This window comes from Brucella sp. NBRC 12953 (genome assembly GCF_040369775.1).
Classification (GTDB): domain Bacteria; phylum Pseudomonadota; class Alphaproteobacteria; order Rhizobiales; family Rhizobiaceae; genus Brucella; species Brucella pseudogrignonensis.
On sequence record NZ_BAABSV010000003.1, the window covers coordinates 334,669 to 358,371 of the forward strand.

A 23,703-nucleotide genomic window follows, 5' to 3' on the forward strand; every position below is an offset into this window, starting at 1 on the left:
AGAGCGTGCGGGTCCGGGTCGACGACAACCGCGCGGGATGAGGGACAACTACAGAAGAGTGACACTCATGTCTGATCGGTTTAATCGGCTGATACTGGCCTTTACGACTGCGTTCTGCCTTGCGACATCATTCGGATCGTCCTCCGGGGCCAATGCCGCCGAAACACGGCGCATCGAGACAACACAGGATGCAGATTATTTCGGCTTCGATCTGAGAACCGAAAAGAATGTCTCGCTTGAGCAATGCAAAAGCGTTTGCCTCGGCGATAATTCCTGTCTGGCCTTCACTTATAATCCCAAGGTCAAATGGTGCTTTCTGAAAGCCGATTTCAACAAGCTCAATGAGTCTGTCGGTTCCATTGCCGGCAAGGTTGTGACGGAAGCAAAGGCTGCCAAGGGCAAAGATCTTGGCGCCGCACCTGCTATCTCGTTCTTTGCCGCCAATCTGATTGACGAAGCCCGTCGTCTCAAGCGCGAAATCGGCGGCCTTGAAAGCTCCGACAGCCTGCGCGATCTGCGCAATGAGGCGGGCGCTGCTGGGATGAATGGCGATCCGCGCACGGCAATGGAAAAATTCCGACTGGCTGCCAGCATGTCGCCGGACGAAAGCGAAATCTGGGCCGGATATGCACTGTCAGCGCTTGCGACCGAGCCGTCCAATGGTCAGGAACGTTCCAAGTTCCAGCGCGATGCGACGTCGGCCTCGTGGTTTGCCTACCAGACCTCACGCACCAAGGATGAGCGCGCGCAAGCGCTTGCCGTCATGGCGCAGGCACTCGAAAAGCGCGATGCATCGCGCCCGGCTCTGCAGGCTTATGAAGCGAGCCTTGATCTCGTCAATTCCGCATCCGTTCGTGACGCCTATGAAGATCTGAAGGCACGCAAAGGCTTCCGCGTCGTCAATAATACGGTCGATAATGATAATGCCGCGCCGCGCATCTGCGCGCAGTTCTCCGAAGAACTGGTGAAAAGCGGTGTCGATTATTCGAGCTTCGTTACGCTCGATAATGGCGCGCCAAAAGCCGTTGACGCCAAGGACCGCCAGATTTGCGTCGAGGGTCTGGAACATGGCCGCAATTATACAGTGACTTTTCGTCAGGGTCTGCCATCGGCTGTTGGCGAAGTGCTGCCAGCTCCGGTCAATCTTTCGATCTATGTGCAGGACCGCGCGCCATCGGTTCGCTTTACCGGCGACAGCTTCGTGCTGCCTGCGAAAGCCCGTCGCGGCATTCCGCTGGTCAGCGTCAATTTGAGCACAGCCAAGGTCAAGCTCTACCGCGTCGGCGACCGTTCGCTGGCACAGCTTCTCTCCGGCTATCAGTTCCTGCGCCAGTTGGACAGCTACGACATCAGCACGGTTTCCGATCAGATGGGTGCGCCTGTCTGGGAGGGTGAGATCGAGGTTGCAGGCAATGAGCTGAACAAGGAAGCAACGACCAGTTTCCCGGTTGATGAAGCACTGCCGGAACGCAAGCCTGGCGTCTATGTGCTGACCGCCGAGCCGCTGGTTCAGAAGTCCGATGATGAATATGGCACCAAGGCAACGCAGTGGTTTGTCGTTTCCGACATCGGCCTTTCGACCTATACCGGACAGGACGGCATCAATGTGTTTGCCCGTTCGCTGGAAAGCGCAGAGCCGCTTAAAGGCGTGAAGCTGACGCTGCTTGCACGCAACAATGAAGTGCTGGGCGAAGCGACCACCGACAGCGATGGCCGTGCGACGTTTACGCCGGGACTGACACGCGGCACAGACGGCATGGTGCCAGCGGTGCTGATGGCAAGTAGCGATGATGAGGATTTCACATTCCTCGATATGGCGCGCGCCGGTTTCGATCTTTCCGATCGTGGTGTGACGGGCCGTGCTGTGCCGAAAGCGCTTGATCTTTATGCATGGACAGAGCGCGGCATCTATCGCGCGGGCGAAGTTGTGCATGTAGGCGCGCTTGCGCGTGACGACACCGCAACTGCAATCGATGATCTGCCGCTCACCTTCATCTTTACGCGTCCCGATGGCGTGGAAGATCGCCGTCTTGTTTCCGACAGCAAACTGGCCGGTGGTCATGCCATCGACCTGACCCTGCCGTCGAACGCCATGCGCGGCACCTGGAATGTTTCGGTCTATACCGATCCCAAGCAGCCAGCGATTGCCACGCAGATGTTCCTGGTTGAAGATTTCGTGCCGGACCGGATCGAGTTCGATCTGACGTCTGACAAGCCGGAAATCGCTGTTGGCGAAACCGCCAATATCACCGTGGACGGTCGTTTCCTCTATGGTGCGCCTGCCGCTGGTCTTGCGCTTGAAGGCGAAGTCACGCTTTCGACCAAGCGTCAGTGGGACCGCTTCAAGGGCTATTATTTCGGCCTCGCCGATGAAGAACAGGGCGAAGCTACGCGCCTGCCGCTCGATGGCCTGTCAAAAGTCGATGACAATGGCAAGGCGACTTTCCCGGTTACAGTCGATGAAATGCCGTCAACAACGCGCCTCGTAAATGCAGCCGTGACCGTTCGTATGCGCGAAACCGGCGGTCGTGCGGTTGAGCGTAAGATCGATGTGGCCATTCAGCCGGAAACCGATCTCATCGGCATTCGCCCGGATTTTGCTGGCGATGAAGTTCCGCAGGGCGGCACTGCAAAGTTCAGCCTGATCGCCTCTGACAGCAAGGGTGATCGCAAGGCGCTTGATGGCGCACAATGGTCGCTGGTCAAGATCGAGCGTAATTATCAGTGGTATCGCAGTGGCAACAGCTGGAACTACGAACCAGTGACTTTCACCAAAGCGATTGCCAACGGCAAGATTGACCTTACAACCGATAGCGAGGCTGAAATCAGTCTGCCGGTCGATTGGGGTCGTTACCGTCTGGAAATCGAAACAGCTGATGCTTCGGGTCCGGCCACAAGCTATGAATTCGATGCGGGCTGGTTTGTCAGCTCAACCTCGACCGAAACACCGGACGGGCTCGAAATCGCGCTCGACAAGGAACATTATGCGGCGGGCGATACGGCAGAACTGAAAATCTCCCCACGTTTTGCAGGTGAGCTGCTCATCACCATTGGTGCGGAAAAGCTGCTTAAGACAATCACCGCAAGCGTGCCGGAAGGTGGCACGACCATCGATATTCCGGTGGGTGAGGATTGGGGTGCGGGCGCCTATGTTACGGCAACGCTGTTCCGTCCGGGTGAGGCGATTGAAAGTCGTATGCCTGCGCGTGCGATTGGTCTTAAATGGCTGAAGGTCGATCCTGCCGACAAGCAGCTTGCAGTCAAGCTGACCCCGCCTGAAAAGATCACGCCGCGTTCCACACTTTCCATCCCGGTTTCGGTTGAAAATGCGGGTGGCGAGCAGGCCTATGTCATGGTCGCGGCAGTCGATGTCGGCATTCTCAATCTGACACGCTATCAGCCGCCGAACCCTGAAAACTGGTTCTTCGGCCAGCGTCAGCTGGGCCTTGAAATGCGCGATATGTATGGTCGCCTGATCGATGGTTCGCTCGGCGTCACCGGCAAGCTGCGCACAGGTGGCGATGGTGGCAATATGGCAGCGGAAGGCAGCCCGCCCACCGAAAAGCTGGTTGCGCTGTTCTCCGGTCCGGTTGAACTGGATAGCGACGGCAAGGCAACAATCACTTTCGACATACCGCAGTTCAACGGTACCGCGCGCGTCATGGCGGTAGCATGGACCAAGAAGGCTGTTGGCCATGCGGTGACCGATGTCATCATCCGCGATCCTGTGGTGATCACCGCTGGTCTGCCACGCTTCATGGCCCCCGGCGATCAGGCCAATATCCGCTTCGATATTGCCAATACGGATGCACCGGACGGCGATTATCGTGTGAGCCTTGAGACCACCGATAATCTCGGTATTGAGGTTGGCTCCTACCCTGAAAGCATTGCGCTTAAAGGTGGCAAACGACAGTCGATCACCGTTCCACTCAATGCTGTGGCCACGGGTGCGGGTGGTGTGACGATCCGGCTTTCCAACGATGCAGGCCTCAATGTTGAGCAGGCTTTGGCATTGCCGGTGCGTCCGGTCGATCTGCCGGTCACGAGCCGCCATGTCGTCAATCTCACGGCCAATGGCGGAAGTGTGCGAGTCGATGGCGGACTTCTGTCTGAAAGCCTGCTTGATGGTGCTTTTGTCAGCGTTGGTGTGACGCGAAGTGCCGCATTTGATGTGCCAGCATTGTTGATGGCGCTCGACCGCTATCCTTATGGCTGCACAGAGCAGACCACCAGCCGCGCACTGCCGCTGCTTTATTTGAGCGAAATAGCTGCAGGTACGGAAGCGGCAGCGGGTCTGGAAAGTCAGGAAGAACTTAAGAAGCGCGTACAGGATTCCATCTTCCGCGTGCTCAACAACCAGTCTTCGAGCGGTTCGTTTGGGCTCTGGTCGCCGGGATCGGGTGATCTCTGGATGGACGCCTATGTGACCGACTTCCTGACGCGTGCCCGCGAAAAGGGCTATGACGTGCCGCAGCAGGCGATGCTGTCTGCACTTTCTAATCTGCAAAATGCGCTCGGCTATACCACCGACGTCAAGGAACGTGGCAACGACATTGCCTATGCGCTCTATGTTCTGGCACGCAACAAGAAGGCTTCAGTTGGCGATCTGCGTTACTTTGCCGATACCCAGCTTGAAAACTTTGCAAGCCCGATGGCCGTTGCCCAGCTTGGTGCAGCATTAGCGCTTTATGGTGATCAGCCGCGTTCGGAACGCGTGTTCAATGCGTCGCTCCAGCTCGCAACCAGCCAGTCCAGCTATGACTATAATCGCTCCGATTATGGTTCGCCGCTGCGGGATGGCGCGGCAATGCTGGCGCTTGCGTCGGAAACCAAGCCTGCGCCGAAAGTGCTGCCATCGCTGATTACGCTGGTCGAGTTCCAGCGCGAAAAGGCACGTTATCTCAGCACGCAGGATCAGGCATGGATGCTGCTTGCAGCACGCGGGCTTCAGGATGACAATGGCGCAATCAGCCTCGACATCAATGGCACAGCGCATGAGGGCGCGTTCTCCGAGCGTCTCAATGGTGCAGCCCTTGAAACGCAGCCGCTGGTCGTCACCAACAAGGGGCAGGGTTCGGTTGATGCGGTCGTCACGGCTGTTGCAGCACCTGCTCAGTCACTGCCTGCGGGTGGAGAAGGTTTCAACATCGAGCGCACTTATTATACGCTTGATGGCGAGCCGGCCAATGTCACCGGGGTCAATCAGAATGAGCGCTATGTCGTTGTTCTGAAAATCGACGATCTGCAGGAATGGCAGTCGCGTCTGCTTGTGACCGATCTGCTGCCAGCTGGTTTCGAGATCGACAATCCGGGTCTTGTTTCCAGTGCCGATCTTGGCAATTTCCCATGGCTGGAAAGCACACAGGCAGCGCATCTCGAATTCCGCAATGATCGTTTTGTGGCCGCTTTTGACCGCTCTGCAGGCGAGAAGAAGCCGATTACGCTGGCTTATGTGGTGCGTGCGGTGACGCCGGGTCTTTACACCCATCCGGCAGCAACGGTTGAGGATATGTATCGTCCGCAATTTGCAGCGCGCACGGCGACAAGCATGATGGAGGTGGCTGCACCGTAAGCCATGATCCCGAAAAGTGGGAACCGGTTATCGGACAAGATCATGGCCAAACAAATGAAAAGGCGTTGGAAAATAGCGATTGGCGGTGCCGCGTTTCTCGGCATCGCTGCACTCGGAACCGTGGTCGGGCTTGACTGGCTCGACCGCGCCTATCCTCCGCCTTTGCCGGAACGGCTGACCATTTCCACCGAAGTTATGGATCGCGACGGCGCTTTGCTGCGTGCCTATGCAACGCCGGACGGCTATTGGCGCTTGAATACCCGCATTGAAGATGTCGATCCGAAATTCGTGAAAATGCTGATCGCCTATGAGGACAAGCGTTTTTACGATCATGGCGGCATTGATTTCACAGCGCTTCTTCGGGCCGCGTATCAGCTTGCAGGGAGCGGCCGTATTGTTTCGGGCGGTTCCACACTTTCCATGCAGCTTGCACGCCTTATCGAGCCGCGCGAAAGCCGCAGCTTCGGCTCCAAGTTCCGGCAGCTGGCGCGGGCAGTTCAAATTGAGCGACGGCTGAACAAATCTGAAATTCTCGAACGTTATCTGACCCTCGCGCCCTATGGTGGCAATCTGGAGGGCGTACGGTCGGCATCGTTAGCCTATTTTGGCAAGGAGCCGCTGCGCCTTAGCATATCGGAAGCAGCACTTCTTGTGGCCTTGCCGCAATTGCCGGAGCGCCGCCGCCCGGATCGCGAGATGGAGAACGCGGTTGCTGCGCGGGATCGGGTTCTCAAACGCATGGTCTCGTCTGATGTTTTCACGAGCGAAGAAGCCGAGCGTGCATCGCGTGAGCGCATATCCGCGACGCGTCATCCCTTGCCTTCATTGGCCGCTCACTTTGCCGATCTCGCTTTGAAACAGGCACCGACCGAGGCCCGGCATCAGCTGACGCTTAAGAAGTCGGTGCAGGCTGGGCTTGAAGTTGTGGCACGCGAAACTGCTGCGAAGCTTGGGCCAAAAGTATCGGTAGCCATGGTGCTGGCCGACAGTCGCAATGGCAATATCTTAGGCGAAGTCGGCTCCGCTGATTATTTCGATGGCAAGCGGCAGGGCTGGATCGATATGACCCGCGCCGTGCGCTCGCCCGGTTCAACGTTAAAACCTTTCATCTATGGGCTGGCCTTCGAGCAGGGATTGATTGCGCAGGAAACCATCATCGAGGACCGTCCGCAGGATTTTGCAGGCTATCGTCCGCGCAATTTCGATATGAGCTATCAGGGCGATGTCAGCATCCGCCAGGCGCTGCAAATGTCGCTGAATGTGCCGACCATCAGCCTGCTCGATGCAATTGGCCCTGCACGGCTCACCACGCGTATTCGACAGGCGGCGGTTAATCTGCAATTGCCGAAAGGTGAAGCGCCGGGACTGGCTATCGGCCTTGGTGGCGCGGGCATCAGCCTGCGCGATCTGGTGCAGCTCTATACTGGCCTTGCCAATGGCGGGCGAGGGGCAGCCCTTCGTGACGGCACCGAAGGTTCAGAGCCTGTTCAGCCATCGGCTCCTATTCTGAGCGAGCAGGCATCGTGGCAGATTGGCGATATTCTGGCCGGTGTCGTGCCGCCGCAAGGCGCGAAACGCCTCGGCCTCGCTTACAAGACCGGCACGTCCTATGGCTATCGCGATGCTTGGTCGGTCGGTTATGACGGGCGTTATGTGCTGGGTGTCTGGGTCGGGCGTGCCGATGGCGGCTCGGTGCCGGGCCTTGCCGGCTATGTTTCGGCAGCGCCCATCCTGTTTGAAGCCTTTGTGCGTTCAGGTGTTGCTTCCGTACCGTTGCCGCGTGCGCCTGCTGGCGCATTTCGCACAGCACGCGCCGATCTTCCTGTAACGCAGATACGCTTTTCATCGAGCAGCGATCCGCTGCCGCTTCTCAAAGCCACGATTGAGCCTGCACCGCGCATCGTGTTTCCGCCTGATGGCGCGCATGTCGAATTGAAAGCCCTGACCGATAATGCCTCGCCGCTGGTGCTGAAATTACAGGGTGGACGCGCTCCGTTTCGCTGGCTTGCCAATGGAAAACCCATTGCCGAACCCAACCGCCGCCGCACGGCCACGTGGCTGCCGGATGGCACTGGCTATTCCACACTGACGGTTGTTGATGCAGGCGGACGCGCTGCCAGTGTGAAGATTTTCATTGAGTGAGGCTGCCATACAGTCTGCTCTGGGCAGAATAATTGATAGTTGGAGATTTTAATGCGTTTTCGTCCTTTTCTGCTGGCTTTTGCTCTTTCCTTGCCAGTGCTGTCTCAAACCGCTCCGGTACAAGCCGCCGACAAGTGCGTTGCCGATGCGATCATAAAGGCAAAGCAGCTCCTGCTTCTGCACAGCGACAATGACGATCGTGCAGAAATCGATGAACCTACTTTCAAGAAAACCGGCACGATCAAAGCTCTGCGCGGCAAAGGCAAATTCGATGTCATCGAAGGTCTCGGCTATGTCTATAAGGGCGAATATCGCCTGCGCCTTTATTATGCGGACATCGGCGGCGATTGTGTTTTGATGGGACAGGAAGTGCTCGAATATTCTGACCCGTTTTCCTGATTTTTTGTGGGAGATCCATTTATGAAAAAGCCTTTCATAACAGCCCTTTCGATTGTTCTCGCCTCGGCAACCATGTCTTTTGCTGCAGGCAATCAGGCAGAGGCTCCAGCAGGTGCCACGTCATGCGCGTTCAGTGCATGGACAAACGGTGAAAAGCCCTTAATTGAAGTCCGCGAAGCGCCATCTGCTGACGCCAAAATTTTGGGCCATATACCGACCGGCTCCAAAACCGGAGAGGCGGAATATGCCTACAGCATCGACTTTGATGTGCTTGAAGCCCGCGATGGCTGGCTGAAGATCGCCAATGCAAGCGATGCCTATAATGAAGAAAGCGACGATTACGTTCCGCGTGAGGTTTACAAGGGCGAAGGCTGGATCAAATCGGACGAAGCGAAAGTCGGCATCCAGTCGGCGCGCGGCTTTCTGAAACCCGACCCTCAAAGTGAGCGGCTGCTTGATATTGGCAGTGACTGGCTGACGGAAATGGGCAGGATCAACAACATCCTCGCCTGTCACGAGGATTGGGTGCTGTTGGATTACACGGTGCTGCGCAAGCGCATGGCTGGCGAAGAGCTAGTAGACCTTGCCGGCAATGACCAACGCACCGGACGCGCCTGGTTCAGAGGTCTGTGTTCCAATGCGGAAACCACTTGCGATATGAAATCGGTTGATCAGTAATTTCGGGTATTTGATATGAATTTGAAACACTCTGCTCTGCGTCTTTCCGTATTGACTGCTCTTTGTGCTTTGTCCGCACCGGCATTGGCCATTGATTGCAGCAAGGCACAAACGCCAAGCGAAAAGCTGATCTGCTCAAGCAAAACGCTCCAGAAAGCCGATAGCAAATTGAATAAGACCTATTCGGCAACGCTCAGATCTGCCCCCGACGAGGAAATCCGCACCATGCTGGTGGCAAGCCAGAAGCGGTGGATTGCTGCGCGTGACAAGGCGCTGGATGATGTTGTTGACGAACCCGATAACGTGCCGGATGGTAAAAGTGCGGTGCAGATTGCCAACAGCATGATTGCCGAACGCACTGAGCGGCTTGAGGAAAAGGGCAAGATGAGCCTCATTGAAGTGGCGCGCACCCAGCGGGCTTTCCTCAAGCAGTTCAGCGGTGGCGACTATGCTGGCTATGAGACATCCTGCGATATGCTGCCGCCTGACCAGACCTATAACTGCTTTCCAACGCGCCATTATCAGAATGGTGATCGCGTGTGCAGCGTTGAGGAATATTGGGCGACCAATACCGGTTATATGAAGCGCTATATCGCCGATATCGTCGATGGCAAACCAAAGCTGATCGCCAGCTGTTCATTCAATGGCGACGACAACACTTGCCCCACGACGAGCGGAGAAGGCCAAAGCTGGAACGTGAAGCCGGAAGCGCAGCCCACACTCTACAGTTCAAAACCAGAGCAGAAACTTGACGGCGAAGTCATCGATAGCGACGACTATGACTGGCTCAAGACCTGCCTGACGGACAAGAGCTTTCCACTTGCTGATCCGACGCGGTCAGGGGCAAGTGAGTAGAGCGCTCACGATATAGCGGCCTGCAATTCGGTCTGGCGGGAAGAAGTTTGGCTTTCCGCCGAGTTCATCCCAAGGCGATATTTGCGATAGGCGACAAAGCCTGAAAGGTAGTGTTCCACATCATCGATGCGCACGCGAAAAGCGTGGTGACGAATGAAGAAGCTGCCATTGATCCGCGCGGGGTTTGCATAAAACATCGCAAGTTCCGGCCAGAAATGGCCGTTCAGCAGATGATGCGCGCGACGCTCCAGTGCGAAACAGAACTTTTTCAGATCAACCCCGGCCAGCAATGGCGCGAGCTTCGCATCAGCTTCGATCCGGCGGACCATTTGCTGCGCTGCCATCATCAGTTCGAGCAGTGTCGGGAATGTCGTGATGCGGTTGCTGACGAAATCCAGATAATCGGCAAAATTTCGGATGCCGAATTCGTAATATTTCTGTTCCGGCCGATAACGGGTCAATTCATTGACGGCATAGGAAAGCCAATGGTCATGCGCCTGCCAGTGATCGGCTTCGATGAAATGGTGAAACGCCTTTTCCACTGCTTCCAGCCAGCGTGCATCGCGGGTCAGCGAGTATAGCCGCATCAGCCCGAACGCGGCCTCCCCATCATAATAGATGATACGGAAGGGCTCCTTGATGCTCAGCAACGGATAATTGAGCACATGGTTGAATTTGCCGCTCTGCTGATCCTGCATATGCACGATGCCGAGTGCGAGTTTCTCCAGCAAAGGCAGGTATCGGTCGGTGCCGGTCAATTCGCTATATTTAACCAGTGCCAGCAGGCAGACAGCGTTGCCGCCCAGCTTGATTTCACCATTCTCTTCCGTCAGGAAAGCCAGATCTTTGCCGTCCTGATTTACAGCCTTGATGAGCTTGTCGGTGAGATGTTGAAGCCCGCGCTCAATCGCATCTATCAACGCTTGATCTTTGGTGACTTCCCAGGATTCAAGCATCGCATAAAGCGTGCTTGTGTGGCGGAGCGTGTTGTAGGTTTTGATCTCATTGTCGAAGCACGGATGCCAGCCATAGATAAAGCGCCCGTCCTCGCGCACCTGCGTTTCGAGAAAATGGCTACCGCGCTCGATCAGCCCGTCAATATCGGCGATATTCAACATCTCGATCGTTCTGCGACCGGTGTTCGGACCGGCTCCGGGGATCGAATGGACCTCATCATCGCCGTCGGTGGTAAAAAGCGCCTGCGTCGAGAAGACATGAAATTTCTCGACATCGGCAACCGAAGTTTTATCGAACCCACGCGCGCGCTTTGCATAGCGGTTGAAGTTCGCTTCGTTGAGAGTTGCGGTGGAAACCGACGGGCCGCCATAGAGCATGGCATTGCCATTCAGTTCTGTTTCAAGGAAAGCCGTTTGAAAACGTGCATCAAGGGAGATGCCATAACGGAAATAGTTCCGTTTGACCTGCTTAAGGCGCTCGATGAGCTCCGCTTTTTCGATTTCTTCGGCGCTTTCCACCCAATCGACCCGCAACCATTTGGGTTCCATCCCTGATTTGGTGATGATTTGCCGTAGCTTCTCCAGCCCTGCATTCCAGCAGTCTTTAAAGCTTCCTGCTGTGACGGTCAGTGTTTGCGCACGCGATTGCGTGTCTGTGAAAGAAAAGAAAAGAATAAAGGGCGGAGTTTTTCCGATCAGCGGTTGGATATCTCGTTCAATGACCTGATGAACACGCGAAATCATGTTCTGCAGCTTGTCCGATACCATGCCGAAACCTCCCAATGTGTTTCACATCACTCCCAGATCTTATTTATGCTCGGGCAAAGTATTGATGGTCAAGCTTGATAGGTGGGCGTTTCACTCCGGTTTTCCGTATTTGTGTATGGTGTGCTCGGTGGCATGGAAGTTTCCTGCAACCGACGTTATGTTCGGCGGCAATTGCAATCGTGGAGAACTCCATTGAAGATTTTTATTTTCGGCAGCGTGAACGTGGATGTCAGCGCCAGAATGGCAGCACTGCCGCGTCCCGGCCAGACACTGAACGCTTCCGGCTACGGCATTGGTCTTGGTGGCAAAGGTGCCAATCAGGCGGTCGCGGTGGCAAAGCTTGGCGGCGATATTCGTTTCGTCGGTGCGGTCGGCAACGATGCCTTTGGCCAACTCGCTGTCAAGGAAATGCAGCAGTTCGGTCTTAATACCGGCGGTGTTAAAATGATTGATGGTGTCGATACCGGCATTGCAATCATTCAGGTCGAAGAAGCCGGGCAGAACACGATTGTTGTTTGCGCCGGTGCCAATGCAAATTGGGCGGCATCCGATGTTGATGCCTATGCGTCTGATATTGCGAAAGCCAAAATCACGCTGTTGCAGCGTGAAGTCCCGCATGAAGCCAATCTTGCTGTTGCAAAGGCTGTGAAAGCCGCCGGCGGCACCGTGCTGCTCGACCCCGCACCTGTGGGCGATGCAAGCCGCATGGCCGATCTGATTTCATTGAGCGAGATCATTTCGCCCAACGAAACCGAAGCCGCTGAAATAACCGGCATTGAACCAACCGATATTGCATCTGCTGAAGCTGCTGCCCGCAAACTTCTCGAACGCGGTCCGAAGATCGTTATCGTCAAGCTTGGTGGTCGCGGCTCATTGCTTGTGACGGCTGATGAGGTCAAGCACTTTGAACCGTTCAAGGTGAAGGTGGTCGATACGGTTGCCGCTGGCGACAGTTTCAATGGTGGCTTTTCCGTTGCTTATTCGCAGGGGCAGTCGCTGCATGATTGCGTGCGCTTCGCGTCGGCTTCCGGTGCGATTGCGGTGACGCGCGTTGGCGCCGGATCTGCCGCGCCGACCGCTCACGAAGTGGCGCAACTTTTGCAGAATAGTCAGTAAGACTGCAAAAAATCCAATAAAACGCTGAGGCAAAAAAGCCGCAAGATTGTGAATACTGCGGCTTTTTTGTGGCGATTATGTGATTCTAGAGCGTGTTTAGAGCGTTGCGAGACGCTCAGTCAGCAGCGTGAAGAAACCATCCGCATCAACATCCTTGATGAAGAGTGCGTTCTTTGGACGATCGGTAACTTCCCACCAATCGACGACTGTTTCACCGATGGTCAGTTCCGAATTGATCTCGATTTCCACGTTGCAATGACGGCCTGAATAAAGTTCAGGCTTCAGCAGATAGGCGATGACGTTCGGGTCATGCAGCGGGCCACCATCGGTGCCGTATTTTGCTTCATCATAGCGCTCGAAGAATTCAAGCCATGCAGCAACCACTTCGCCGACATGCGTACCGAGGCCACGAATGGCTGCGATGCGCTTCTCGGTGGTCAGCACCTTGTGCGTGACATCGAGTGGCATCATGGTGATTTGAATGCCTGATTTGAACACAACTGCGGCTGCATGTGGATCGACATAGATGTTGAACTCAGCCGATGGCGTGATGTTGCCGCCCTCGAAATAGCCGCCGCCCATCAGCACGATTTCCTTGACGCGTTCAGCGATCTTCGGCTCGCGGATGAGTGCAGAGGCAATGTTCGTGAGGGGGCCGAGCGGGCAGAGAGTGACGGTGCCGGCTTCTTCCTTCATCAGTGTTTCGATAATGAAATCAACGCCATGCTGCGCCTGAAGCGGCATAGTGGGTGCAGGCAGATCATAACCATCGAGGCCGGTTTTGCCGTGGACGTTTTCAGCCGTCACGAGTGGGCGCACCAGCGGACGGATAGAGCCTGCAAATACTTTTGTGTCCGGCTTTTTCGCAACTTCACAGATGGTGCGGGTATTGATTTCAGTGCGAGCCAGCGGGCCGTTGCCAGCAACGGCGGTGATGCCGAGAATGTCGAGCTCAGGGCTTGCGAGTGCCAGAAGAATGGCGACTGCATCGTCCTGACCGGGATCGGTATCGATAATGATTTTACGGGCCATGATGTGTTCCTAATAGGGGATTTTAAAGAGCGTTGCGCGCTGCACTAACCGTCTGATCGACAAGCGCATCGAATGAGATTTTCGCCGGGCGGCGCATATAGGTGACGATATCGTCGGCGAGGAGTGGCTTTGACCAGCGTTCTGCAATAATGCCGGGGCCGTGCTGGATGGCGATCATGCTCAGAATCTGCGCGGCATTGCAGTCAACGTCATGGCCGATGCCGCAGACGATTTCCAGCGTCTGGTCGAAGTCGCCTTCGCCGAACCACAGCGCCACAACTTGTGCCGCGGCATTTGGCGTGACGTGAATCCAGTTATACTCGGCATATTCCGCATCGCATTTTGCCCAGGCGTCCTGCCAGCTACCAGCAGTACGGCAGGCATCAAGGGCGAAAGCGAGAACCGCACCATACTCCGTGTCAGTTGAGAAAAGCTCTGCGGTTGAGACCAGCAATTCGCGCGTGTTTTGAACCGCAAAGGCGCGTGCCGCCATGACGGCATTGAAAACTTCGCCCAGGATTCCGTTTCCAGCGTGGGAGATTTCCGCATCCATCCAGGCAAGGCGGGCAGCTTCACGCGCACGTCCCGGCACAACCATGCCGCAGATTGTGCCGCGCATCTGAGCGCCGATCCATTCATCGAACGGATTGTCGGACGTGCCGGTTTCAGGCGCCGTGAGGCCGCGACGCATATTGGAAAGGGCGATTGCCTCCGCCGACCAGCCAAGCGGGATCAGCGACGTCCAGCGTTCGGCAATGTCGGCGCTGGTCACAGAAGAACCCTTCTCGCCAAAGGCTTCCAGAAAGGCGATCTCAAAGGTGATGTCGTCATTATAGGTGTTGGGCTCGCGCACATAATCGCGGATTGGACCGAAAACCTCCATGATGTTCTCAGCCGTATAGCCCTCAAGTGCTGTGCCAGCCGCAGCGCCCACCAGCTGCGCCATCCATGCGCCCGCGGTACGGTCGCGGAAATCATCAGACTGGATAGGATAAAACACATCGTCCGGCCACTTCACGCTCGCGTCAAACGCTTCCCATGATGCAAAGCGGATGGTTTTCTGCGATGGATGCTCGGGATCGGGCTTTGCCGCGCGCATCAGTATGCGCAAACGCATATCGATGCGATAAAGCGTTTCAAAATCAGAGCGCTCCAGTGCTGCGAGCCCGTCGCGCAGAAGCTCTGCATAGGGTGCCAGCACATAGCCCTTGTTTTCAAGCGATTGCAGCGCACCGGCCATCAGGCATTCGGGTGCTGCTGAACCCGGCACATTGCTTTTCCAGAACATGGCCATGAGATCGTCCTGCGCCTTCATGACGGCGCTTGCGTCCCATGTCTGCTCTTCTGCCGTGCGTATAACAGGCTTCGTGTCGCGCAGCAGATCGCGTGTCAGCTCCCAGGCTTTCATGTTTTTCTCGTTTTCATGCATTTCAGGATTTCTTCAACTGTCTTGCACGCCGCTGTCTTCTTGCGGCGTGTACCGTCAGCACCACAACGGGCACGAGATAAGGGATCATCTGCATCAGCTCGAACGGCAGTCCGAGGCTTTGCAGGGTGATTGCCAGCGATTCCGCTGCAGCCAGCACAAGACTTGCGACCAGCGTTCCCCACGCCGTTCCCTGCCCCATCACTTCGGCTGCAATGGCGATGAAGCCACGACCAGCGGTCATGTTCTGGCCGAACCATGTGACATAGCCGAGCGAGAGATAGGCGCCTGCCGCACCGCCAAAGATGCCAGAAAGTATAAGCGCCTGCATCTGAACGCGTCCGGTGTGAATGCCTGCAGCGCGTGCCGATTTGGGATCAACACCCGTTGCGCGCAGATGAAGGCCGAACCGCGTCCGCATCATCAGAAGGCTGACGGCCGGAACGGCCAGCAATGCGACAAAGCTCAGGATATGGATATTGCCGATATAAGGAATGCTGAGGTTTGGCAGCGCCCCGCTTTTCAACGCGCCCGACATGCCCTTGTCGCGGGTGGCAACGAAAAGCCCCAGCGTGGTGCCTGCCGCCGCGGCAATATTGAGCGCGATGCCGGTCATGATGAGATCGGTGCCGAGCTTGTTGACAGACAGCGACATCAACCAGCCGAGAAAGGCGCCGACTATAAGGGCCGCAAGGAGACCGATGGCCGGGCTTCCCGTCGCCGCACTTGCGAGAACCGCAATCAGCGCTGCAATCAGCATCATGCCTTCCATGCCGATATTCAGCACGCCTGCACGGTCAGAAATCATCACGCCGAGCGCTGCCAGCAAAAGTGGCGTGCCGACACGCAGAATGGTGGCGATGAACGCTGGATCGAGGATTTGTGCGAGAACTGCGCTCATGACTGCTCTCCTTCACGATTGCGCAGGTTTCGGATCACACGCAGCACGGTTGGATGGTTGTGAATGACGCTTGCCGTGGCACCAACCATGATAGCGGCGGTGACAAGGCCCACAACTTCGGTTGGGATATTCATGTTGCGGGCGAGAAGATCGCCGCCAACCTGAACGAACCCAAGGAACAAAGCTGCCGGAATGAGCAGGAATGGGTTTTCGCGGCCAAGGATGGCAACCACCAGCCCCGTCCAGCCGTAACCGGGCAGGTCGAGCCATGCGAAGCGATTATGCAAGCCCAGAACTTCGAGCGCACCGGCCATGCCTGCCACCAGACCACCTACAATCTGCGCGCGCATGATGATGCCCTTGAGCGGCAGGCCCAGATGATTTGCAAATCCGGGACTGGAGCCTGCAATGCGGATATTGAGACCGGAACGTGTCCAGTAAAGCCAGATGCCACCTGCGATACAGGCGAGAATGGCAATGATCGAGCCGGAGTTCAAGCGCGTGCCTGCCAGAAGCCGGTCGAGCTTTGCTTCGGGTGGAATGCGCATGGACATCATGCCGCCCGCAGCCGGGTCGCGAATGACATAATTGAGCACGAACAGCCCAAGAAACAGGAAGGCGTAGTTGAGAACCAGTGACGTTACCATTTCAGATGCGCCGAAACGCAGGCGCAGCGCTGCAGGGATCGTGCAGGCAAAGCTGCCCGCAACCGCACCGCACAAAATGGCAACCGGCAGCGAGAACCAGCCAAGCGACGGCAGCAGAACCGCTCCAGCAACCGCACCCAGTCCACCAAGATAGAAGCCGCTTTCAGCACCCAGATTAAACAGGCCGGAACGGAAGAGAATGGTGATGGCGAGGCCCGTCAGCATGATCGGCGTTGCAGCTTCCACCACATTGCCCATGTGGCGAATGCTGCCAAATGGTCCGAGGAAGAAGGTCTTGAGCACACCTGCCGGATTATCCTGCATCAAGGCCAATGGCACGAGCAGCAGCGCCATGATGACGCCGATCACCAGCACGGTCAGAAAGAAGGGAATAAGATAGGATATAAATCTACGCATCAGGCTGCATCTCGCGTGCCCAGCATATAAGGTCCAAGGACCGCTGGAGTAATATCGGGTCCGTTTCTGAGAACGGCAACAATGCGACCATTGAAGAACACGACGATCCGATCGCTCAACCGAAGCAATTCATCAAGATCGGCGCTGACGAGAAGCACAGCACAGCCATCCTGCGCCACTTCATCGATGCGTCGATGCAGGAAGGCTGCTGCTGAAACATCAATGCCGCGTGTTGGCTGATCGGCGATCAGGAATTTCGGTTTGGTGGCAAGTTCGCGCGCAGCGATAAGCTTCTGCGCATTGCCGCCCGACAGCGAGTCGAGCCTTTCGGTGATCGCACCTGCACGCACCGAATATTGTTTAATCATGCCGCTGACACGCGCTTTGATCGCGCTCCATCGCAGGAAGGGGCCGAAATCAGTGTCGCGGTTTCCATCCGTGCCGGCAATCGTGTTTTCAGCCAGAGACAGGCCCGGCGCACCGCCTTGTGAAAAGCGGTCGGCAGGCAGATAGGCCAGGCCTTTTTTGCGCCAGCTGGCCGTGTCGGCGGCACCCATATCTGCGCCGTTAAGGGTGATTGCACCTTGAGATGCGCGCATCAGACCAGACAATGCGGAAACCAGTCCGCGCTGGCCACTGCCATCCACACCGGCTACACCGACGATTTCGCCTTCGCCAATGATGAGGTTTACATCGCGGATACGGTCGGCAGGGTCGAGGGCTTCAATGGTGACGCCCTTCATTTCAAGAACTGTTTGCGTCGCATTCAGCTTGTGCGCGCGTTCCGGAATTTCGACCGCGTGGCCCATCACCATCTGCATGATGGCATCGTCCGGCACATCGGCGAGCTTTTCGGTTCCTGCAACTGCGCCTCCACGCAAGACCGTGACGCTTTCAGCCAGCTCGCGCACTTCATTGAGCTTATGAGAAATGAAGAGAATGGTGATGCCTTCATCACGCAGCGCTTTCAGCCTGCGCATCAGCTCTTCAATTTCGGGCGGCGAAAGAACGGCGGTCGGCTCATCGAGGATCAAGAGCCGTGTGCGACGCGCCAGCGCCTTGAGGATTTCGATCTTCTGCTGGGCTGCAACCGAAAGCGTACCGGTGATCGCATCCGGATCGGCGTGCAGATCATAATGCTGCATCAACTCTTCGACCGATTTGCGCGCGCTCACACGGTCGATAAACCCGCCTTTTACCGGCTCATGGCCGAGAATGATATTTTCGGTGACGGTCAGTGTCGGCACCAGCGAGAAATGCTGATGCACCATGCCGATACCTCGGGCGCTGGCATCTTCCGGCGACCATGATGAGATCGTCTGGCCGTCGATCACGATCTCGCCTGCGGTGGCATTTTCGATGCCGAACAGGATTTTCATGAGCGTGGATTTGCCTGCACCGTTCTCGCCGCAAATGGCGTGGATCGAACCGGCGCGGATCGAAAACGACACATCGCGCAGTGCAACCGTTCCGTTCGGATAGACCTTGCTCACATCTCGGAAGGCGACGATTGCATCGCCGCCTTCAATGTTTTCAGCTTGTTTTTCCACGATTATGGACGAACCTTGTTGCGGATCGCATTGAGATCTTCGGTGCTCATGCCAAATGCGGTTGGGACCGTGACCTTGCCTTCGGAGATTTCATCGGAAGCCTTCTTGATGGCGTCCTTCATTTCCTGCGTGGCCATGGAAGCCATGTTGCCATCCTGCACGATGCCGACAGCGCCTTCCTTCAGGCCAAGTGCTTCAGCCTTGCCGAATGGAAGATTGCCTTCCTTGAAGCGGTCATAGGCTTGCAGAAGGCTGACATCGACGTTCTTCAACACGGAGCTGACGACCTGCTTGGCCATTGCCGGATCGCTGTCCTTGAAGATGGCTTCCTGATCGGAATCGACGCCCAGAACATATTTGCCGGTTTCTTTGGCTGCCGAAAGCTGCCCGAGGCCGGTCTGCGAGGCAACGACGAAGCCGAGCGAAACGCCCGAACGATACTGCGCGAGGCCAAGTTCCTTGCCCTTTGCCGCATCCATGAAGGAGCCTGCATAGGAAATCGCGATTTTGGTGTCCGGCTCAATTGCCTGCACGCCAGCAATATAGCCAACGAGGAAGTCATTGATGACCGGAATATCCATGCCGCCAAGGAAGCCGAGATTCTTGCCGGTATCGCCGAGCTTGCCATCTTTCAGGAGCGAAGCCGCCAGCATCCCACCGAGGTAGGAACCTTCGTTCTGCTTGTACTGGATCGAATAAACGTTGTCGTAGCCGCCTTCTTCATAAGGCACGCTTGCATCATAGAGGACGTATTTCTTGTCCGGGTATTGCTGCGCAACGGAGCCAACGGTTTCCGACATCTGGTAGGTGCCGCCGATGATCAGATCCCAGTCCTGTTCGGATGCATCGAGGAAGACCGGTTCCCACTTGGTCGGATCATCACCGATTTCGAGAATCTTGGTTTCGACGTCGTCGCCATATTTGTCCTTGATCATCTTCATGCCATTGGCAGCGGAATCGAAGAAGGATTTATCGCCGAGCGCGCCATTGATAATGAGGAGGATCTTGTCCTGAGCCTGTGCTGCCGTGGTGGCAACTGTGCCCATCGCCGTGGATCCGGCGAGAGCGAGAGCAAGATGAAACATTCCCCGTCTGGTGAACTTGAACACAACAGAACTCCATTTTTACATCAATAAAGAGATGGAATTTCTGCTTAGGGCTTTTCGCCTCGTTCTACAGATCCCCCACACTTGCCCGATCAAACGATGCTGGCAAGTGCAAGTCAATCTCCAATTTCGGGGGCATCTGTGGACAAGATAAGGCTATTGCGTGGAATGCTGTTAAAGCGTTCGATTATTTCACGAATGCCTGACTGGGGTGACGCAAAGCCGGGTCAAAAGGGTTGAGTTTCTCGGAAATAGCGGCTGCTTCACGCTGCAAAAGTTCCGTGATCGTGTGCTGACGTTTTTCTGTTAATCGTGAGGCCAGCGTGCCGATGCTGAGTGCCGCCACCGCTTCGCCGCTGCGATTAAGCACCGGAACACCCAAGCCCGCCATGCCATCAATCATGTTGAAGTTGAAGGTGGATGCGCCGGTTTCACGCACTTCCGCAATCATGATGCGAAGATCAACCTCGTCAATGGTGGCCTTATCCAGAATGCGGGGCATGTTGAAACGGATGATCGCCTCGCGCTCTTCTTCCGGTAGAAAGGACAGAATGGCAAGGCTGCCCTGGCCAATGCCAAGCGGCACTTTACCGCCGATATCGCCAGTATAAGAGCGGATCGGAAACGGCCCTTCCACGCGATCAAGACAGACCGCATCGAAATTGCTGCGCACAAGCAGGAAGACCGTATCGTTGAAGGTGGTTGAAAGTCGCAAGAGGGAAGGGCGGGCGAGGCTCAGGATTCCATCGCGCTGACGTGCTTGCGCTGCCATGGCGAAAAACTCCAGCGACAGACGATAGGCTTTCTTGTCGGGAAGCTGCTCGACAAGGTTTTCTGCAATCAGCGTCTTGAGCAAACGATGGGCCGAAGGCTGGCTTAACTCAAGCGCGCGCGCCAGATCGATCAACCGCACGCCGTCGTCCGTGCTGGCTGCCAGACCTTTCAGAATATGAATTGCCTTCACCAGACTTGAGTTAAGCGCGGCACCAGATTTCATATTCTCTGATATATCATCCATAAAATTGCTTCCAAATTCTGCATTTTGAAAGAAATATATAATTTCTTCCGAAATTGAAAATTATAATTTGTAATCGTTCAAAATTTTCTGCCATTTAAAATCCGTCGCCAATGGGAAGGTCCGGCAAGGCATCCAGAGGATGCCGTAAGCGGGTCGGCGGTTTTAACTTGAAGTAAGGGGAACGCCACGGTTGCATCAGTGACCGGACAAACACGCGTTCAAACGACCCAAGTCTGATCAGCGCTTGATGCGCGGTCGAGCCGCTCCCGCCAGCCAGCCCTATCGAAGAGGCGACGTGAGACAACATCACGGCGCTTCCGCTCCCCCGCAAATTCAGGCGGAAGTCATGCCGAGAGGGAGATGCAATGAGCTTTTTGACCCTTTCCGGAATTTCCCGCCACTACGGCAAGTTCGCGGCTGTCGACAATTTCAATCTGACGATTGAAAAGGGCGAGTTCATTTCGCTTCTCGGCCCTTCTGGCTGTGGCAAGACCACGACCTTGCAGATGATCGCCGGTCTGGTGCCGCCAACGGCAGGCACGATCACCCTTGATGGCCGCGAAATTACGCGCCTTGCACCGGCCAAGCGCGAATTGGGCGTCGTTTTCCAGAGCTATGCACTGTTCCCGCATATGACGGTTGCGCAGAATGTGAGCTTCGGCCTTGAAATGCGCAATGTTACAAAGGCAGAGCGCGAAAAGCGCGTTCGCGACGTGCTGGAACTGGTGCATTTGGGCGCACTTGCGGATCGTTATCCGCGTGAAATGTCGGGTGGTCAGCGTCAGCGTGTGGCCATTGCGCGTGCGCTGGTCATCAATCCGCCGGTTCTGCTGCTCGATGAGCCGCTCTCCAATCTTGATGCGCAGCTGCGTGAAGAAATGCAGTTTGAACTGCGCCGCATCCAGCGCACTGTCGGTATCACCACCATCATGGTAACGCATGATCAGGCCGAAGCGCTTTCGATCAGCGATCGCATCGTGGTCATGGAAAAGGGCCTGATTACACAGGTTGATGCGCCATATAAGCTCTACGAGCACCCGCATAACCACTTCATTTCCAACTTCGTCGGCAAGTCGAACTTCCTGAAAGCGCGCGCCGAGGGCGATGTCATTTCGCTGGCCGATACGGCCATCCGGTTTCCGGCTCCAGTGCAGGAAGGCGGAAAGAAAGTATCGGGCGAGCTGTCCGTCTTCATCCGTCCTGAAAAGGTGCAGCTTGTTGCAGCAGACGAAGGCCATATCGCAGGGGAAGTTTCGACCCGCTATTTCATGGGTGCGCAATGGTTGCTCGGTGTTACAACGCCAGCAGGCCAGCTTTCGGTCGCCCTGCCTAATCTCGGCAACCCGCCGCCGGCTGAAGGCACGGCAGTTGGTCTGAGCTGGAACCATGACGATTGCCGCATCCTCACCGCAGGGGTGAACTAAGCATGTCGGCTGTCACCTCACAGGATCAAAACGCTTCGGCCAAAGAGCGGCGCAATCTGCTCCCGCTTTTTCTGGTCGGACCTTCGACGCTTCTCTTTTTCGCGCTGGTGCTGCTGCCGCTCGGTCTCACCGTGCTGCTCTCGTTCAATAGCTATAGCTACGACAAGGGCATCGAAGACGTTTACACGCTTGCCAATTATACGCAGGTTCTCAAAGACCCGTATTATCTCGCAATCTTCTGGCGCACGCTCAAACTGGCATTGATCACAACCGTCATCACGGTGCTGATCGGTGTACCCGAGGCCTATATTCTGTCCAACATGCGCAAGCCATGGCGCTCGATCTTCCTGCTGGTCATTATTGGCCCGCTTCTGGTCTCGGTCGTGGTCCGCACATTCGGCTGGAGCATGTTGCTGGGTCGCAATGGCCTTGTAAACAGCGTGCTCGACATGGTCGGTCTGCCGACCACGCAGATCCTTTACAGCGAAACAGCCATTGTCATCGGTCTGGTGCATATCATGCTGCCATTCATGGTGATCCCGGTGTGGACTGTGCTGCAGAAGCTCGACCCGTCGGTGGAAGCAGCAGCGCTGACGCTTGGTGCATCGCGCCTGACAGCGCTTCGCCGCGTGGTGTTTCCGCAGGCAGTTTTAGGCATCCTGTCGGGGAGCCTCATCGTGTTTGCGCTTTCGGCAAGCTCCTTTGCCATTCCGGGTCTGCTTGGTGGACGTCGTCTGAAAATGGCGGCAACAGTCGTCTATGACGAATTCCTGATCGAGCTGAACTGGCCGCTGGGTGCTGCCATCGCCATCATCGTTCTGGTCGCCAACCTTGTGATCATGATCGCCTATAATCGCATGCTCGAAGGGCAAGCGAAAAAGAAGCTGGGGTAACGGCCATGGTCAAGAACGGTCCTTTCGCTCTATTCTTCCACACGCTGATCGTCATCTTCATGCTGGCGCCGATGGTGGTGGTGTGTCTGGTGGCTTTCACGCCGGAAAACACGCTGTCCATGCCGTGGAACGGTCTTTCGCTTCGCTGGTTCCAGGCGGTTTTCGCGCATAACGACTTCATGACGGCTTTTGGCAACAGTCTGAAGCTTGCTCTGTTCTCGGCAACCCTTTCAACGGCGCTGGCCGTGCCGTCAGGCCTTGCAATTGCACAATATGCGTTCCGTGGCCGCGATGCGCTCAACGCGCTGTTCCTGTCGCCACTGATTATCCCGCATCTGGTTCTGGGCGTTGCGTTCCTGCGTCTTTTCACGCTGATGGGCTTCACCGGCACATTTGGCTGGCTGGTGGCTGCACATACGATTGTCGTCACGCCCTATGCGCTGCGCCTTATCCTTGCTTCGCTTGGCAGCATGGATCGCAATGCCGAAAACGCGGCACGCACTCTGGGTGCTGGCGAATGGACTGTGTTCCGTCGCATCACCCTGCCACTGTTGCTGCCGGGTCTGTCGGGTGGCTGGCTGCTCGCCTTCATCAATTCGTTTGACGAATTGACCATGTCGATCTTTGTCACGTCGCCGTCCACGGTTACGCTGCCGGTCCGCATGTATATGTATGCAAGTGAATCCATCGATCCGATGATGGCGGCTGTGTCGGCCCTGATGATCCTCGTTGCCACCGTGACTATGATTATTATCGATCGCATGTTCGGTCTCGACCGACTGCTGGTGGGTAAAGGCTAAGCA

Annotated in this window: 17 protein-coding genes; 9 read left to right on the forward strand and 8 right to left on the reverse strand. The window is 56.1% G+C overall.

Annotation, left to right across the window (positions count from 1 at the left end):
• Positions 1-67 precede the first annotated feature (67 nt).
• From ABWV94_RS09055 to ABWV94_RS09075, 5 genes are read left to right on the forward strand one after another with little or no spacing between them, the layout of a single operon-like run.
• Entirely contained in the window at positions 68-5,572 is a 5,505-nt protein-coding gene (locus ABWV94_RS09055) for an alpha-2-macroglobulin family protein (protein WP_353413302.1), read from the forward strand.
• 42 nt (positions 5,573-5,614) lie between these two features.
• Positions 5,615-7,714 (forward strand): penicillin-binding protein 1C, encoded by a 2,100-nt coding sequence (pbpC, locus tag ABWV94_RS09060; RefSeq protein ID WP_353413304.1) that lies wholly within the window; start codon positions 5,615-5,617, stop codon positions 7,712-7,714.
• Positions 7,715-7,765: 51 nt separating this feature from the next.
• Complete coding sequence (locus ABWV94_RS09065) at positions 7,766-8,113, forward strand: hypothetical protein (protein ID WP_113496407.1); 348 nt, start codon at positions 7,766-7,768, stop codon at positions 8,111-8,113.
• A 21-nt stretch (positions 8,114-8,134) separates the two neighbouring features.
• Positions 8,135-8,791 carry a hypothetical protein gene (locus ABWV94_RS09070; RefSeq protein WP_353413307.1) on the forward strand — a complete coding sequence of 219 codons (657 nt, stop codon included), beginning with the start codon at positions 8,135-8,137 and terminating at the stop codon, positions 8,789-8,791.
• A 15-nt stretch (positions 8,792-8,806) separates the two neighbouring features.
• The gene (locus ABWV94_RS09075; RefSeq protein ID WP_353413309.1) at positions 8,807-9,646 is read left to right on the forward strand and encodes a lysozyme inhibitor LprI family protein; all 840 of its coding nucleotides are present in this window, start codon (positions 8,807-8,809) and stop codon (positions 9,644-9,646) included.
• A gap of 5 nt (positions 9,647-9,651) precedes the next feature.
• On the opposite strand, the gene ABWV94_RS09080 is transcribed toward ABWV94_RS09075, so the two are convergent.
• Entirely contained in the window at positions 9,652-11,370 is a 1,719-nt protein-coding gene (locus ABWV94_RS09080; protein WP_353413311.1) for a hypothetical protein, read from the reverse strand.
• A 132-nt stretch (positions 11,371-11,502) separates the two neighbouring features.
• On the opposite strand from ABWV94_RS09080, the gene rbsK reads away from it, so the two are divergent.
• Entirely contained in the window at positions 11,503-12,486 is a 984-nt protein-coding gene (rbsK, locus tag ABWV94_RS09085; RefSeq protein WP_353413533.1) for a ribokinase, read from the forward strand.
• 96 nt (positions 12,487-12,582) lie between these two features.
• On the opposite strand, the gene ABWV94_RS09090 is transcribed toward rbsK, so the two are convergent.
• The 7 genes from ABWV94_RS09090 to ABWV94_RS09120 form a co-directional block, all read right to left on the reverse strand.
• On the reverse strand, positions 12,583-13,518 hold the full coding sequence (locus tag ABWV94_RS09090) for a nucleoside hydrolase (RefSeq protein ID WP_105519224.1): 936 nt from the start codon (positions 13,516-13,518) through the stop codon (positions 12,583-12,585).
• Between the two features lie 22 nt (positions 13,519-13,540).
• Positions 13,541-14,926: an ADP-ribosylglycohydrolase family protein gene (locus tag ABWV94_RS09095; protein WP_353413313.1), complete on the reverse strand. Its 1,386-nt coding sequence runs from the start codon at positions 14,924-14,926 to the stop codon at positions 13,541-13,543.
• Positions 14,927-14,948: 22 nt separating this feature from the next.
• Positions 14,949-15,845 carry an ABC transporter permease gene (locus ABWV94_RS09100; RefSeq protein WP_353413315.1) on the reverse strand — a complete coding sequence of 299 codons (897 nt, stop codon included), beginning with the start codon at positions 15,843-15,845 and terminating at the stop codon, positions 14,949-14,951.
• Positions 15,842-16,909, reverse strand: a complete 1,068-nt coding sequence (locus ABWV94_RS09105; RefSeq protein ID WP_094544503.1) for an ABC transporter permease — start codon at positions 16,907-16,909, stop codon at positions 15,842-15,844. Before ABWV94_RS09105 ends, ABWV94_RS09100 begins: the two co-directional genes overlap by 4 nt.
• A complete protein-coding gene (locus tag ABWV94_RS09110; RefSeq protein ID WP_353413317.1) occupies positions 16,909-18,459 on the reverse strand; it encodes an ABC transporter ATP-binding protein in 1,551 nt (516 codons plus the stop codon). Before ABWV94_RS09110 ends, ABWV94_RS09105 begins: the two co-directional genes overlap by 1 nt.
• 2 nt (positions 18,460-18,461) lie before the next feature.
• A complete protein-coding gene (locus tag ABWV94_RS09115) occupies positions 18,462-19,568 on the reverse strand; it encodes a BMP family ABC transporter substrate-binding protein (protein ID WP_079213293.1) in 1,107 nt (368 codons plus the stop codon).
• Between the two features lie 184 nt (positions 19,569-19,752).
• Positions 19,753-20,583: an IclR family transcriptional regulator gene (locus ABWV94_RS09120; RefSeq protein WP_112812612.1), complete on the reverse strand. Its 831-nt coding sequence runs from the start codon at positions 20,581-20,583 to the stop codon at positions 19,753-19,755.
• Positions 20,584-20,948: 365 nt separating this feature from the next.
• On the opposite strand from ABWV94_RS09120, the gene ABWV94_RS09125 reads away from it, so the two are divergent.
• Genes ABWV94_RS09125 through ABWV94_RS09135 form a run of 3 tightly spaced genes read left to right on the forward strand, consistent with a single transcriptional unit; the run spans position 20,949 to position 23,700 of the window.
• Positions 20,949-22,007, forward strand: a complete 1,059-nt coding sequence (locus tag ABWV94_RS09125) for an ABC transporter ATP-binding protein (protein ID WP_353413320.1) — start codon at positions 20,949-20,951, stop codon at positions 22,005-22,007.
• A gap of 2 nt (positions 22,008-22,009) precedes the next feature.
• Positions 22,010-22,900: an ABC transporter permease gene (locus ABWV94_RS09130; protein ID WP_007877396.1), complete on the forward strand. Its 891-nt coding sequence runs from the start codon at positions 22,010-22,012 to the stop codon at positions 22,898-22,900.
• A 5-nt stretch (positions 22,901-22,905) separates the two neighbouring features.
• Positions 22,906-23,700 (forward strand): ABC transporter permease, encoded by a 795-nt coding sequence (locus ABWV94_RS09135; protein WP_007877395.1) that lies wholly within the window; start codon positions 22,906-22,908, stop codon positions 23,698-23,700.
• The last annotated feature ends 3 nt before the right edge of the window (positions 23,701-23,703 follow it).